This is a genomic window from Kluyvera cryocrescens NBRC 102467, assembly GCF_001571285.1.
Taxonomy (GTDB): domain Bacteria; phylum Pseudomonadota; class Gammaproteobacteria; order Enterobacterales; family Enterobacteriaceae; genus Kluyvera; species Kluyvera cryocrescens.
On the sequence record NZ_BCTM01000004.1, the window covers coordinates 24,444 to 42,449 of the forward strand.

An 18,006-nucleotide genomic window follows, 5' to 3' on the forward strand; every position below is an offset into this window, starting at 1 on the left:
GCTTTATAAGAAAAAGCCGTCTGAAAAAAGGCCGATAATCTTATCGGCCGAAAGTTGTTAGCCCAGAGAAATAGCCTGGCGTTGTTCGAACAGCCCGTTGGTTTCTTTTTCCAGGGCGCTAATCTTGCTATTCAGATCGGCATACTCCTGGTTCAGATTTGCCAGTTTGCTTTTATCAGCAGCCGTGGTGGCGGTTTGTCCTTGAATAGCGACTTTATAGGCAGACTCTTTGTCCTTCATGCCTTTCATGGTCTCTTTCATTTTGCTGATGTTGGCATCAATTTGCGCGAGTTGGGCTTTCGCACCGGCTTTATCAAACCCAGCGTTATCTTTTTGAATACTGATTTTGGTTAAGGTCGCCTGGTTTTCACTAATCACTTGTTTCATCGCGAGGGTCGATTTTTCAACTGCGGCAGTATCTTTGCTGATATCCGTGTCCATGGCCTGCAGGCGATCGGATGTTGATGCGTAATCTTTTTTCAGACCATCAAGATAATAGTTAGCCGTCATACCTGCAGCACATCCAGCTGCACCACCAATGGCGGCACCGGCAAGTGCTTTCTTGGTATCGCCAGCCAGTGCGCCAACCAAAGCGCCGAGCGCGGCGCCGGATACTGCACCAATACCACAACCTTGAGCACCGGAAGCGCTAAAGAACTGGGACTGCTCAGTGGTCGTCAGACGGGGATCTGGTTTTGTCCCTGATAGCAGAGAGCTTCCTGTATTGGCGCAGCCGCTAAGCAGTAAAGTTGCAGAGATCAAAAGGCAGGCGGTATTTCGGTTAAACGCATTCACAAGTTTTTTTCCTTAAAAAAATAATTAAATGGCGATGAATAAGCTTTATGACCTAAAAGTTTCGAATAAGTAATGATTTCATATTAGGCATTAACACAATGCAGCGTTGTTTATTAGAAACCGAATAAAGGGGTATCTAAGGGCTTTAATAATAAGCCGTAAATTAATTGCATTGTGTTATTATTTGCGAGGAGAATGAAAATGGAACCTTATTCCACCTCGATGCCGTATGTAAATTATTTGTTTTTTTATATCACTTCATGTTGCGGTTGTAACTTGTTTTTGCTGGGTTCTGAGACGCCGGCTTATGTCACCAGCCATGCCTGAAGAACGGTGCGTTTCATAAAATATGAAAACCAACACAAACAGAGTCATTCATAGTATGAATTTATCGTAACTGTATCAGTTTTTCCAGTGTGCGATGCTAAAATGCTGATTAAATTGATTAATCCAAATCAAAAAATGAACCAAAGGCGGTGACTGGCATGCAGAAGTACGCTGCGGGTTGATTATCCCGGTGCTATTTCTCAGTTTGCACACCCGTCGGTCGTTCCGGGCTTCTTTATTGAATGCACATTACCGGGAAATATCTCTGTAATATCGCGTCCACAAATAGCTGACTTTATGATGATGCTTGGTCCTGATTTCACATAAAGCCAGGGAAGGAGCCTTACGAGTAATAAAATACAATTGACAATAATTTCAATTTTAATAATTGGTGTTGTTAGTTTTTTTGCATATGGACTGGCTGGACGTTTAACGGGTATTTCTTTTGTTTGTGGCCCAGCACGGTGAGTATCCAGTCGCGAGTGACTCACGCATCGTTGATGCAGGTTTTGCTGTTACCGCAATGCTAACGTCGGGGCGCTTTTTTCTGCATGTGAAGAAGGACGGATGTGTGCCAGACGATTGTTCGGTATGGAACGATCTTTCGCCTCAGCGATGCCTGCCCGTTCACCATTTTGTACCCCATGTCTTCCTCAGACTGTCGCCCGATCATAGATCATTTCTGTATTTATTTAGCATGGCTAAAAGATTATTTTGTCTCGCTAAAGATAACAGCGCTAAAAATAACACAATGAGTGAGTTCGGACCGCTGGTGGTTTAATCAAGAAATGGCTGCTAGATATTTAATGGCAATTTATTGCTATTTATAAAAATCAGACTACTCACCTTTTATACATTACACATCAACTTATTATATGCGGTGATTGTAAAACTCATTTAAGCACTACTTAAGAATATATTTTATATCACTGGAAAATAGTAAAATTTAACTTAAGGCATTAGCCTATAGTTTGCCAGTAGGATTCTTCCGAATCTGATTTTTTAATTTATTTAGTAAAATCAAGTGGTTGAAATTTAACTCATGATTTTATTCGTATTTATATTAGCCGTCAACCAATGTTGTTACTACACAAAACCAATTCATGTCATACAATCGTATGAGAAGATTTTTAAAAATGTATGATTTTCTTATACCGGCGTGAACCCTGGGGCTTTCGAACTTGATGGGTTTAAAATTACATGAAGAAAATCACAAATTTTAACGTAGATGTTTTATTGCTACGGGCCGACTTTTTTACATCGGTATTGGACATTGCGGAAGGTTTATCTAACGACCCCACTCTGTGGGGAATAATTATAGATGCAACTGTTAAAAATGGAAATCAGAGGCAACATATTCTGTCATCTTTTTTTTACAACCAATAATTAAATACGCAAAATAGTTAATCAAGTAAATTATTAATTATCTAAATATAATTACAGTGTTTTGATTTTATTCATTTTTATATCGTTGATGGGACGACGCCATGCACCCATGGCCCGCGCCACGGCTCATTAGTCAGTTATATACCGGGATATTTTTTTGATTGGCTGTTAACAATAAATCATTCATTGCTGCTCTGTGACGAGGTTCTAATCATATGGCTAATATCTCTATTACTGCCCGGAGTGGCGCGACTACTTCAACCGTTTCTGGTGAATCCGCAAGCGTTATTTCGCCGAGCATCGTAAAACTAAATATCAACCCACAGGACATAGCCGAACTGGATCGCCATGGAAACGATCTGGTTATTACGCTTAAAGACGGCGAAAAAATAACCATTGAGAACTATTTTACGGTGGATGCCGAAGGTCACGGAAGTGAACTGGTTTTGGAGGATCAAAACGGCGCGCTGTGGTGGGTGAAAGAGCCGGCCACCGGGCTGCATTTTGCGCCATTGGCCGATATCGATACTCTGCTGATTGTCCAGAGCGGTACGGAAGGGGCGATGCCGTGGATTTTGGGTGCGCTGGGAGTGGGCGCCGGTATGGCCGCTGCTGCTGCCAGTATCGGTAGTACAGGTAACCACAACCACAGTGTAGATACAGACCCGAATGATAATAGTGGTACCGATCCTGTCACTCCTCCTGGCAACGGCCTGAATCAGGTTGATAATACTTCGGATCTGACAATTACCGATAACGTTGAGCAAAATACGGGGCCTGTCGCCAAAGGTGGGATCACGAATGATAATACGCCAACGCTAAGTGGTGTCGCGTTGGCAAATTCCACGGTCACAATTTATGACGGAGATACCCTGTTGGGTTCGGTCAAGGCTGACGCGAAGGGGGCGTGGAGTTTTACGACCGCAGTGCTAGCCGATGGAGTTCATAGCTTCACTACCACGGTGAGCAAAGATGGAATTAGCTCTGGGAGGAGCGGTGCTTATGTAGTGACTATCGATACCCATTCACCGGGGGAAGTCACGCTGCTCATCGCCACCGATAATCAGACTCCGCTTCTTGGGACTATCTCGGCAGGTGAAACGACTAACGATAACACACCGGTTATTAGCGGCAAGGCCGAACCAGGCAGCGTCGTGAATATCTATGATTATGGTAAATTGGTCGGCAGTGCGTTAGTCGATGTGCATGGCAACTGGGGCTTGGAATTAAGCACTGCGTTGGGAGAAGGTAAGCACAGTCTGACTGCAAATGCCACCGATCTGGCCGGAAACGTCGGGCCAACCACTGACCCTCTGTTGTTTAATGTCGATACCGTAAAACCGGCGACAATCTCTGAATTTACGGTGAGTGACGATGCGGGAGGAACAGTTGTTACGCTAACAGATGGCGATACAACGACGGATAGTTCGCCCACCTTTAGCGGTTCCGTTGACAGCGTGAAGGACGGTACCACGGTCAGTGTCTATAATGGTTCAACGCTATTGGGGACCGTCGCCGTGGCCCCCGACGGCAGCTGGAGTTTTACCCCTGACGTGCCGTTGGCTGGGGGAAGTTACAACTTCAATATCGTCGTCACCGATGCGGCAGGCAATAAGAGCGACCCTTCTGAGACCTTTATTCTTAAGATCACCCCACCATCGACCGACGTTACCGTGACGTCGGTCGATGATAACGTCGATCCGATATCCAGGGAACTGACTAACGGTGCCTCAACTAACGACACCACTCCAGAATTCACCGGTAAAGGTCCTGCGTCAGGCACGATAACGGTTTATATCGACGGTGTTGAAATTGGCACTGTTACTGCAGATGCTCAGGGAATTTGGCATTTCACACCGCCATCGCTGGCAGATAATCGCTACAGCTTTACGTTCTCCTCCGATGCCGGGGTGACGGTGTCGGAACCCTATATTTTAACCGTTGATACCCAGACTCCTGATGCGGTGGGTGATATGACGGTGATTGACGATCTCAATCCGGAAATTGGCCAGCTGCAAAGTGGGGATTCGACCAATGACGGTACGCCAATTATCAGTGGTACCGCCGAACCGGGGACGACGGTGAGCATCTATGATGACGGCAGCATTATTGGCAGTACGCTCGTCGGCGAAGATGGACAGTGGGGCTTTACGCCTAAACCCGCGCTTAGCGAAGGTACGCACCATATCACCACCGTTGTCACCGATATGGCGGGTAACAACAGCGTGGTATCGCCTGAATTTGTGCTGGTGGTCGATTCAAGGGCTCCCCACCCGGTAACGGACCTTCTTGTTACCGATAATAAAGCGCCAACGGTGGGAACCATTACGGCGGGAGAGGTCACTAATGACGCCACTCCGGTGCTCAGCGGTAAGGCAGAGCCGGGCAGTGACATCATTATTTATGACAAGGGTATTGAGATTGCTCATACCGTCACCGATGCTAACGGTCATTGGGGACTGGAACTGACGACACCGCTGAGCGATGGTCCTCACGGGCTGACCGTCGTGGCGGTAGATGCCGCTGGAAATGTCAGCCAGCCAACGACTGAACTGGTATTTAGCGTCGATACCTCAGCACCGCTGGCGGCAAACAGTATCACCGTGACTGATGATGTGGGGCCGGTAAAAGGCACGCTGACTAGCGGAGGTACAACAGACGATACATCGCCAACGCTATCCGGCCGAGCTGAACCGCACAGTACCATTAGCATCTATGATGGCGGGACGCTGCTGGGACAGGTCGTGGTTGATTCGGCCGGAGAATGGCGTTTCACCCCTGAGATGCCGTTGAACAGCGGTCTGCATCAATTCACCACCGTGGTTTCCGATACCGCGGGTAACGTGAGCCCGCCGTCGCCAGGTTTTAATTTGACGATTACGCCTGTGGCGGATCCGATTAGTGGACTGGTGGTGACGGATGATGCCAATCCCGTTAAGGGGCCGCTGGCAAATGGTGCGGCGACCAACGATGTTACTCCGACCTTCACCGGTAGTGCGGCCGCTAACAGCACGATAGCTATTTATGATAACGGTGTGCTGCTAACCAGCGTTAAGGCAGACGGTAACGGCCAATGGAACTTTACACCGTCACTGGCGCTGAAAGAAGGCACACATAGCGTTACCTTTATCGTTGATAACGGGAGTGGTCCGTCTGCACCATCGCAGCCGTTTGTGCTAACAGTTGATACGACGGTGCCTGAACCGGTGACGAATTTAGTCATTGTTGATGACCGGGCACCGAATATTGGTCAGTTAACAAATGGCAGTATGACCAATGACAGCACGCCGATTATCAGCGGCAACGCTGAGCCTGGAACCACCGTAACGCTGTATGACGGAACCCAACTGCTGGGCAGCGTGAAGGTTGGCAGCGACGGACAGTGGGGATTTATCCCAAATGCACCACTTGGCGAGGGCGTGCATACGATCACTACGACTGTCACCGATGCGGCAGGTAACGTCAGCGCTCCATCCCCGGAATTTGTGCTGGGCGTGGATACCGTCGCGCCTGGCGCGGTGACGCTGTTTATTGCCACCGACAATGAAACGCCGAATGTGGGTACCATCGTCTCAGGCGAAGCAACCAATGATAGTACGCCGATCCTAAGTGGCAAGGCCGATCCGGGCGTACAGGTTGTTATATACGATGGTACGCGTGAGATTGCGCGCGTGACCGCAGATATTAACGGTAACTGGGGTCTGGAACTGGCGACGCCGTTGGCCGACGGTTCGCACAGCCTGACTGCGGTCGCCGTTGATGCAGCAGGAAATACCAGCCAGCCGACGACGGCGGTGGAGATTATTGTTGATACTCTGGCGCCTAATTCGGTAGCAGGGCTGACGGTGATGGATAATGTTGGCGGGCAAAAGGGGCCGTTAGGCAATCTTTCACAGACGGACGATACCCAGCCGACCTTTAGCGGTACCGCTGAGCCGGGTACCACGGTGAGTATTTATGATAACGGCGCACTGCTGGGAACGGCGCTGGTCAATAGCAATAAAACATGGACGTTTACCCCCGACGTGCCGCTTGAGATTGGCCGTCATGATATTACCACCCAGGTGACCGATGCTGCTGGTAACGTCAGTGTCATCACACCGCCATTCACCATCACGGTAGCGTTAACGCCTGATGCGATCGCCAATGTAACGGTCTTAGATAGTACGCCGCCGGACATTGGACCAATAGCCAACGGTGGCTCCACCAATGATAACCAGGCGAAGTTTAGCGGAACGCTGCCAGGTACCACCGATGGCACTATCATGGTCTATGACCATGGACAATTGGTCGGGACGGTCACGCTAGAAGACGCAAGCAGCTGGTCCTGGTATCCAGACACTCCTTTCGAAGATGGCATGCACAGCATGACTTTCGTACTGTCAGTGAATAACGTTGAGTCCGAACCTTCCCAGCCGTATGTGATTTATGTGGATACCGTAGTGCCAGAGCCGGTTGGCGATCTGCACATTGTTGATGATGCCACGCCGGGTATTGGTCAGTTGCAAAGCGGCGGCTCAACCAATGACCCGACGCCTATCATTAGCGGGACGGCTGAACCGGGTACGACGGTGACGATCAAGGATAACGGCAATATTATCGGAACCGTGACGGCGGGGGCGGACGGCCAATGGGGCTTTATCCCTGACCCTGCATTGAGCGAAGGCTCGCACGCGATTACGACAATTGTCAGCGATGCGGCGGGGAACGCAAGCGCCGAATCTCTCGCTTTTAACCTGGAGGTGGATACTGGCATACCCGACACGATTAGTAGCCTGGTGGTGAGTGACGATCGTGAGCCGGGCACCGGTGTGCTGAAGGCTGGGGACTTTACCAATGATAATACGCCAACGCTGACGGGCAGGGCTGAAAACAACGCCACGGTGACGATTTATGATGGCAACACCGTACTCGGTACCGTGCAGGCAAACAGCACAGGACAGTGGAGCTTTACCCCGACTTTGCCGCTGGGCGATGGGCCACACAGCCTGAGCGCGACGGTCACTGACTCCGCCGGAAATACCAGCGTGAAATCCCCAGCGTTTACCCTGACGATTGATACCACGCCGCCGGTTCCAGTCAGTGGGATTATCATCTCGGCAGACACTGGCGTCGTGGCGCCTGGAGGCAGTACCAATGACACCACTCTCACGGTGCGCGGCAACAGTGAACCGTACAGCAACGTGACTATCTATGATACCGACGGTACCACGGTATTGGGCACTATTCAGGCCGACCTGAACGGTGCGTGGTCGGTGCCGATTTCAGCCCTCGCAGAAGGCCCGCACAGCATTACTGCGAAAGCAACCGATGCGATGGGCAACGTTAGCGCCGCCTCTCAACCTTCCGTTGTGGTCATCGATCTGACGCCACCTGCGCAAATTACCGGTATTACCGTCACTGATACCCATTTGCCAACGCTTGGTACGGTCGGTGCCAATGGCCATACCAATGATTCTCAGCCAACTTTGAGCGGTCGTGCAGAAGCCAATAGTACAGTCAAAATCTATAACACAGAAGGGAATGTTACTACGCTGATCGCCACCGTTCAGGCTGATTCTGACGGTAACTGGAGCGTGAAACCGACGACTGCATTAGGTGATAAGCAGTATAGCCTGACGGCAACCGCAACCGATGCCGCGGGCAACGTCGGCACGGCTTCTCCGCCGATAAACTTTACCGTCGATACCACGGCGCCGTCTGCGATGACGGGGATGATTTTGCAAAACAACGGCGTGACGCTGGCGGATGGCGTCACGATTAATAATGCTTCGCCAACCCTCAAAGGCGTCGGCGAAGAAGGTGCCACCATCGTGGTGTATGACACCGATGGCACCACTGTTTTGGGCACTACGGTAGCGGGCTCCGGCGGCGCGTGGTCAATTAATCTGCCTGTTCTGAGTGAAGGCCCTCATGAGCTGACCGCAAAAGCCATCGACTCGGCGGGTAACACTAGTGAGAGCTCCAATCAGGTCGCGATCACTATCGATACCATTCCCCCTGAAAAAATTAGCGGTATTACCGTTACAGATAGCCACGGTGCAGTGACCAGTGGTATGGACATTAACGAGACGTTACCGATACTTAGCGGTAAAGCTGAACCACACACGATTATTAATGTGTATAACGGCACCACGCTGATTGGTACCGGTCAAGCCGATGCCAACGGAGACTGGAGTTTTTCACCTAACGTACCGCCGACGCCTTCGCTCAAGGACGGCAACTACAGCTTGACGGCCACGGCAACGGATGAGGCAGGCAACGTCAGCGTACCATCGCCGTCCTTTGTGTTTACCGTAGATACCATTGCGCCAGATCCTGTCACTGCGCTGGTTATCACCGATAACGTAGCCCCGGTCATCGGGAATGTACCGAACGGCGGTAGTACCAACGACACCACACCAACCTTTAGCGGCAAGGTGGAGCCGGGGGCGAAGGTGGAGGTATATAGCGGCATCGCCCCTAACCTGGATCTGTTGACCACGGTCACCGCCGGTGATGATGGCAGCTGGAGTTACACGCCAGCGCCACTCCAACAGGGGGAATATCACATTACGGTGACGGTGACGGATGCTGCCGGTAACTCCAGTACCGCCTCTGCAGATTTTGTTATTGAAGTGGATACCAATGCACCAACCAGCGCGCCGACCTTTGTGGTGGTTGACGATGTGGATCCTGTGAAGGTGAACGTTCAGAGTGGACAAAGCTCCAACGATGCTACCCCTACGCTTAATGGTTTTTCCGAGCCGGGAAGCACCGTGACCATCTATAACGGCAAAGCGGTGCTGGGGACCGCGTCAGCGTCAAAAATCGACGGCAGTTGGACCTTCACGCCAACCAGCGCTCTTCGCGATGGCGACTATCATCTGACGGCCACGGCAACCGATGCCGCCGGTAACATTGGTCCGGCGTCACCTGTTTTTGATCTCACGATTGATACTGCCGCGCCAAATGGCGTCACGAATATGACGGTCACCGATGATGTGTCTCCGGTAGTAGGCCAACTGACCAGCGGGAGCAGCACTAACGACAAAAACCCAACCTTCAGCGGCAATGCTGAAGCGGGAACTATCGTTATCATTTATAACAATGACCATAGCGTGAGCACCGAGTTGGGGCGTGTAACGGCGGACAGTAACGGCGTCTGGGCCTTTACGCCAACGCTCACCGATGGTGATTACAGCATCACGACGATGGTGGTGGATAAAGCCGGGAATAACAGCGGTGCCTCGTCTGCTTTCGAACTGACGGTGGATACTGTGAAACCTGCTCAGGTTGGCAGCTTTGTGGTGTCAGATAACGTGCTGCCGGTGGCAGTTGACCTCAACGATGGCGATTCAACGAATGATTCGACGCCCGTCATCAGCGGCACCGCCGAGAGCAACAGCAAGGTGTTGCTGTTTGATAATGGGAAGTGGGTCGCTACCGTAACGGCCAATGCCGATGGAGACTGGAGCTATCAGGTCACGACAGCCTTGACCGAGGGAAAACATAGCTATACCACCGTTGTTGAAGATGCTGCAGGAAACCAAAGTACTACATTTGGACCCTTCGTGATCCATGTGGATACCGTTGTTCCCACCACGCCTGGGGCGATTATTGCAACCGATAATCGGGCACTTCATGAAGGCAACATTCCAGCCAGCGGGTTAACCAACGACAAGACGCCAACGCTGAGTGGCGTGGTGGAAGGCAATGCGCGGGTCACGATTTATCAGGATGGAAATGCGGTTGATACGGTTATTGCGGGTACAGACGGCAAATGGAGCTATACCACGTCAGACCTGACGGATTCGCAACACGTATTCAGCGTAACGGCGACCGATGCAGCAGGTAACGTTAGCGAGCATTCTCCGGATTTGGTGCTGAATATTGATACGAAAGCGCCAGCGGTGATGGACGCGGTTAACGTTACCGAGGATCTTGCCGTCGGCAGCGGAGCGGTTACGGCCAATGGTTATACCCGGGATACGACACCGACCTTTAGCGGCACGGCAGAAAAAGGCAGCACGATAACCCTCTATGACGGCACAACGCCTTTAGGCACCACGACGGCATCACTGATTGATGGCAGCTGGAGTTTTACCTATCCCACCGCGCTCGAACAGAGAGAATACACCATCACCGCGACGGCGACCGATGCGGCGGGTAATGAGAGTGTTGCCTCGCCGGAGTTTATCTTTACGGTTGATTCCGTGGCGCCGGGGCCGGTGGTAAACCTGGTGATTAGCGACAATGTGGCAGGTGGCATTGTCGGCGAGTTAAAAACAGGGGATCTCACTAACGACAACACGCTAACGCTGACCGGCAAGGCGGAAGTGGGAACAATGGTCAGTATCTATAACGATACGAAGCTTGTGGGGAGCGTAGAAGTCACGGCGACTGACGGCAGTTGGAGCTTTACAACGGATGAACTCGATGATGGCGTCGCCAGTCTGACGACGAAAGTGACCGATAAAGCCGGTAACGTCAGCGAGCCGACGCCGCCCATTGTTCTTCATATTGATGCCACCGCCCCAGCGGTGCCGCAGGCGATTACCGGTACCGATGACGTCGCGTGGTATCAGGGAGCCATTAACCATAACGGATTGACAAACGATGCTCAGCCTACGCTCAGCGGTGTGGTGGAAGGCAATGCGTCGGTCACTATCTATCAGGGCTTTGGAACAGCTACGCCAGTTAAGGTCGCGACGGTCACTGCCGATGCCGAAGGACGGTGGCAATATACGCCGACGGACTCGCTTGATGATGGGAAATACACCTTCTATGTCACGGCGACAGATGCGGCGGGTAACACCAGCGACCCTTCCGGGAATTTGGTTTTCACGGTCGATACCGAGGCGCCAATATCGTTCAGCTTACTGATTGTGAATGATAATATCGGAACAATTCTGGGTGAGATTCTGGACGGCAAAACGGATGATAACCGCCCAACGTTTACCAGCGTGGCGCTAAGCAATCAGGCGGGTTCAATCATCAATATCTACGATGGTGAGACGCTTATCGGTAGCGCAACGATCGATAACCTGGGCATCTGGAGCTTTACGCCGGATGCACCGCTTGCTGATGGCGACCATGTCTTCACTGCCAGAATAATGGATGCCGCAGGTAATGAAAGTCAGCCCACGGATGAGTTTAATTTAAATATCAATACAGCTGTGCTGAGCGGCGGTATCTCCGGGCTGGTCGTGATGGATAATACAGACCCGGTACAGGGGCCTATCGCTAACGGCGGTTATACCAACGATAATACGCCAACCTTCAGCGGGATAGCGGAAGCTGGCACAACCATTACCTTCTACGACAATGGCAACCCTATCGCTATTGGCTCGACCGTGGTGAAAGGCGACGGAACCTGGTCATTCACCCCATCGGGGTTAAGTGAAGGGTCGCACCTGATCACCACAACGGTGAATAACGGCGTTAATACAACGCTGCCTTCCGCGCTGTTCCAGTTTACCGTGGATACCACCACACCGGGTGCAGTGACGTCGCTGACGGTGACGGATGATGTGCTGCCGGGAACGGGCCGCATCAACGACGGTGGTACGACCAATGACAAGAATCCGACCTTTAGCGGTGGCATAGCTTTACCGCTGCTGGAAGTGGGTAGCACGGTCATCATTATGGAAGGCTCTACCGAAATAGGCAGGGCGACGCTGGGTCTTACCGGACTCTGGTCAATTACCCCCACTAAACCACTGGGGGAAGGGAAACATGACTTCACTATTACGGTGGTCGATCAGGCGGGCAATCCCAGCTCGGGCACGAACTTTAGCCTGACGGTAGATGCCACACCACCAGCGATGGTCAAGGACATCACCCTCTCCGACGATGTTGACCCGGTGAAGGGAACCATTGTCGCCAATGGCTATACTAACGATGCCACGCCAACCTTGACCGGCGCTGCGAACAGCGCGGAAGCAGGAAGCACGGTCACTATCTATGACGGCAGCGTGTTTTTGGGCTCGGTCGTCGCGAATGCGGATGGTTCGTGGAGTTTCACCACGCCAACTCTGCTCAACGGCAACCATAGTCTGACGGTCACTGCCACCGATTTGGCGGGTAACGTTAGCACAGTGACCCCACCAATTAACTTCACCGTTGATACCGTTAACCCTGCACCGATTCTCGTGTTGAGCGTCTCGAACGATGTCGGATCGACGGCGTTGTTGACCGGTGCGACGACGAAAGACAGCACGCCGATTATCAGCGGACGCGCAGAAGCAGGCAGTACGGTCAATGTCTACAATGGCTCGACGATTATTGGTACTACTACCGCTAGGGCTGATGGTACATGGAGCGTTGCGCCAAATTCGTTGACCGATGCGACCTACACCTTTACGGCAACCGCCACCGATGCAGCGGGTAATGTCAGTATTGCCTCGCCGCCTTTCACCCTGACGATTGATACCCAGGCCCCGAATGCGCCGTTGGCCTTTACCGTGACCGACAACATTGCGCCCGTGACCGGCAATGTGACCAGTGGCACGACCATCAACGACACTCATCCGGTACTGACCGGTGCTGCCGGGAGCGTCGAGGCCAATGCGCTGGTCACGATTTATAACGGTAGCAACATTATTGGCACCACCCGTGCGCTGGCCGATGGTTCATGGAGCTACACATCACTGACGGCATGGAACAATGCTGCTTATACACTGTCTGTCACCGCTACGGATGCGGCGGGTAACGAAAGCGGCAAATCACCGGTCTTTAATCTCACCATCGATAATGTAATACCAGCTGCGCCAGGGAACATTACGATCTATGACGATTATGGCGCGATTGTGGGTAATGTGACGAACGGTGGCGTGACCGACGACACTAAACCCATGCTGAGCGGTACGGCTGAGCTGGGGAGTACCATTAAGATCTACGATAACGGTATTCTGGTGGATAGCGTTGTCGCCACGGGGCCCGGGGGGGCGTGGAGTTACCAAGTGGTCAATCCGCTACAGCCGGGTCCGCACAGCTTCACCGTCACGGCAACCGATGCGGCCGGCAACGTCAGCCTGCCATCGGCAACCTTTGTGATGACCGTCAACACGACAGCTCCGGCGGCGATCCTCAACTATATCGTCACCGACGATATCTCTCCGGGAGTTGGTGTGTTGACGAGTGGGACGTCAACCAACGACAGTCTGCCAACGATTTCGGGCATTGGTGGTACGCCAAATACGACCGTGATTGTCCTTGATGGCGGCATCGAAATTGGCCGTGCCACGGTCAACGGAGTGGGGATTTGGTCGTTTACGCCCTCCAGTTCGCTGAAGGACGGGCCTCACAGCTTGACTCTGAAGGTGTCTGATGCGGCAGGTAACACCAGTGCGGAAACTGCCCCCTTCATTTTGAATGTCGACACGGTGACACCGCTGTCGGGTACGATACCGCTGGTCAATGATAACGTCGGTACTGTTAAGGGCGATCTGGCGAGCGGGGCGCTGTCCGACGACAATACGCCGACGTTACGCGGTACCGTAGAGCCGAATACCTGGGTTAACGTCTATGACGGCAGCAAGCTGCTGGCAACGGTGCAGGCGGATAACACCGGAGCCTGGAGCTATACCACGGCGGCGCTTGCTGATGGGGAACATCGTTTCAGCACTACGGTGAGCGATGCGGCGGGTAACGTCAGCGGTTCGTCACCGGTATTTATCCTGAATATCGACGCGACGGCACCTCCGGTGGCAAGCAACATCACCGTCATCGACAATGTTTCTCCGGGGACGGGATTACTGTCCAACAACGGCTCAACCAATGACAATACGCCAACCCTGAACGGTACCGCTGAGGCCAATGCGATAGTCACTATCTACAACGGCAGCAACATTTTGGGCACTGTACAGGCCGACAGTAATGGCATATGGAGCTTCACCCCGTCGGTGTTAGCCGATGGTACCTATACGTTCTCAACGACCGTCAGCGATGCGGCAGGTAACTCGAGCGAACATTCGCCAGATTTCACGCTCACTATCGACACCAAATTGCCCGCGACGATTGGCGTACTGACGGTGACGGATGCGGTCGACCCGGTATCCGGAACACTGAACAACAACGCCAGTAGCAACGACGGTCGGCCGGTGATTAGCGGCACGGCTGAGAAAAATGCCACCATTACCGTGTATGACGGCAACAAAGTGTTGGGCATCACCACAGCCGATGGCAATGGGATATGGTCATTCCAGCCAGCCGCGGTGCTGGCCGATGGGCAACATACTTTTACGGCCACGGCGACCGATGCGGCAGGCAATATCGGCGGCTCATCGCCGACGTTTAACCTGACCATTGACACCGTCGCGCCTGGCGTGATTACCGGCCTGACGGTGTACGATGATGTCGCGGCAGATTTGGGAAACCTGACTTCAGGCAGCATCACCAACGACACGATGCCAACCTTCACCGGCATCGCAGAAGCCAACAGCAAGGTCAATATTTATGATGGCACCAGCCTGGTGACTACGGTAACGGCTGGCAGCAACGGGCAGTGGACATGGACGCCAACGACGGCGCTGACGACCGGCACGCATAGTTTTACCTTCAATGCCGTCGATGCAGCGGGAAATATCGGGGTGAAAACACCGGCATTTGTCCTCAATATCGATCCGACTATCGGTACACAGATCCTCAATGCGGTTAACGATGAGGCTGGACTGACGCTGACGACGTCGATTCAACAGGTTACCGCCCCGAACAATACCGCGTCGCAAAGCCTGAACGTATTGAAGCTGGGTGTAGGCGAATTGTTGTCGCTAAATGTCATCCAAAGCAGCCAACTGCCGACCTTCCACGTTGATGAAGGCGCTTCACGTGCGTTGACACTCCAGGGAAGTGCGGTGGGCGTGACGCTACTGTCGACGTTCGATCTGTATATCTACAAGTCCAACGGTGACGGTACCTACAGCATGTACCAGAAGGTGGATAACTTCCTGCAGGTGCTGCTGTTGGCTGGAAGCTCAGGGACGGCGAAGCTGAACCTCCCAGCTGGTGACTATGCGATGCTGCTACAGGCAGATGACGGTCTGTCACTGTTGACCAGTAGCCAGTTGAAGGTGACATCTGATGTCACGACCGGCGTCTTTGTCGATTCCGCTGGGGCGACCACGACCGGTAACGTCATTACCGGCGCGGGAGGTGGCGGCGTTGATAGTGCGCCAAATGGTACGGTGGTGAGCGGAGCTAGCGGCGGGTCATCCACCGGCATGAGCTCCGTCGCAGCAAGCGGTTCGACCACCATCGTGGGTACCTACGGAACGTTGATTATTAACGCCCAGGGGGGGTATACCTACACCCTGAAATCCGGCGTTTCTCCGTCCAGCATCACCGGGCCAGATGTCTTTACCTACCAGTTGAAAGCGCCAAATGGTTCAACCAGTAATGCGACGCTGACAATCGATCTTAATTTGCCTAACCTTCACGCCAACGGCGATAAAGTCACGCTCGAGGTTGACCCTACGCCTGCAAATGTCTCTACCGATGGGGTGAGCAACTCTTCGGTTATTGTGGCTAGTGTTGGGTTAGGGGATGTGCTGGGCGTCAATGTCAGTTTAGCCGGACAACTGCAGGTTGATGTTCCTACAAACTCAACCCGAACCTTTACGCTAGGCGGTAGCGTCGTTGGGGTCGCCCTACTGTCGACTTTTGATCTTTATATCTACAAACTTAACCCGACAACCGGTCAGTATGAGCAGGAAAAAATCTATAACGACTGGATCAAGGTTCTGGCGTTGGCAGGAACACAGTCTCAATCTATTACGCTGGGCGCGGGGCACTACGTCTTCCTGCTGAAAGCAGATACTGGCGTTGCTGTGGGGAGTATCGCCACGTTATCGACCAGTAATGATGTCACCCATACCTATCAGGCTGCCGTTGAATCTATCTCCGGCAACGTGATAACCGGGGCGGGCAGCAGTGGAGGAGCGGATGTCGCGCCTGTGGGCACAATAGTGAGTTATGTGAATGGTCAGGCGATTGCTACCACCGGCACCACCACCATTGTCGGCAACTACGGCAACTTAGTCATCAACGCGCAAGGGGGATACACCTATACCCTACGTACTGGCCAGCCGGCAACCTCGCTGGGCCAGGAAACGTTCACCTACGTTATTCGCAACGGCTCATCGGTGAGCACCTCAACCCTGACCATTTCGCTGCCGTCTGTTGGATCGTCGATAACGAGCCAGTCGATGATGGCCACCATGGCGCTGGTTGCCGACGAAAGTGTGGTTCAGGATTCAACGGCGGCACAGACTACGGCGCAGGCGGCCACGCTGCTGGCAACTACCAGCGAAACGACGGCCGAGGCCTCGACGCTGCAGGTGGCCAGCACCGACAGTCTGGAGAATTCAACGCTGGTGCTGGCGTTCTCTTCACTGCCAACCGCCAGCGGGCAGGCGGTTTATCAAATCCTTGATGCACAGGGGAATTTGATTGCCACCGGCACGTTGACGACAGACGCCACGACCTTGACGGCCAGCATTAACTTGGACAACGCCGTGCTTCACGACGGCCAGTACAGCGTGTTGCTGCAAGATACCGCGGGCAATGCGCTGAACAGCGAATTCAGCACGGTACTGACCAGCGTGGCGGTGACGCCGGAAGCTTCAGCGGCGGGCGTCACGGTGGAAGGGCAGATTGCTGAAATCGCACTCGGTTCGCTGTGGAGCACCATCACCTTCGCCAATGAAAGCGGTCAGCAGGTGACCGAGACGGCGGGCAGCGGGGTGTCGCAAACCCTACAGGGGCTTTACGGTACGCTGGTTCTGCACGCCGATGGCAGCTACAGCTATACCCTGCGTGAGGGCGTGAGCGTGGCGGATCTGACCCAGCGCGAGCAGTTTGACTACACCATCAAGGCTCCAGACGGCAGCCTGAGTCACGGGAATCTGATCATTGATCTGCATCCGCACGTTGAGGGCAGCGACAAGTCCGACACCACGGCGAGCAGCGCCTATGACGATACCTATACGCTCGGCGGAGGCGGGGATACGGTGGTCTTTAATCTGCTGGATAACGACGATGCGACCGGCGGCAATGGCCATAACAATCATTGGACAGATTTCTCAGTTAGTGACGGCGATCATATAGATATCAGCAAGCTACTGACCGACTGGAGTGGTAAATCTGAGGATCTCGGCCAATATTTATCTATAGAACACACGGCGTCGGGCGACACGGTCGTATCGATTGACCGTGACGGCGCAGGGACGCAGTACCAATCAACGCAACTTATCACGCTCGACGGCGTGCAACCGACGCTGGAGGAGCTGCTGCACCACGACTCATCGGCTAACCACGGATAACGTTCTGCAAGGTAGCAGCGGGCCTGACGGCCCGAAGAAGTCTCTCGCGCGCCGTTAACCCGTCGTCAGACGGGCTAACGGTTGTCGCAGCAGGACGGCACGATCTCAGGAGCACGACCCTCTGACCCGCTTGTTCCCTATGGAAGGGATAAAACTGCGGGTACGGATATTCATCAATAGTCATAAAACTACAAAC

The 18,006-nt window shown here is 53.0% G+C and carries 2 protein-coding genes; one reads left to right on the plus strand and one right to left on the minus strand.

Features of this window, described 5'->3' with window-relative positions; translation table 11 throughout:
* Positions 1–57: 57 nt before the first annotated feature.
* Positions 58–795, minus strand: a complete 738-nt coding sequence (locus KCR01S_RS03555; RefSeq protein ID WP_061279783.1) for a glycine zipper domain-containing protein — start codon at positions 793–795, stop codon at positions 58–60.
* A 1,928-nt stretch (positions 796–2,723) separates the two neighbouring features.
* On the opposite strand from KCR01S_RS03555, the gene KCR01S_RS24855 reads away from it, so the two are divergent.
* The gene (locus KCR01S_RS24855; RefSeq protein WP_061279784.1) at positions 2,724–17,810 is read left to right on the plus strand and encodes a BapA/Bap/LapF family large adhesin; all 15,087 of its coding nucleotides are present in this window, start codon (positions 2,724–2,726) and stop codon (positions 17,808–17,810) included.
* The last annotated feature ends 196 nt before the right edge of the window (positions 17,811–18,006 follow it).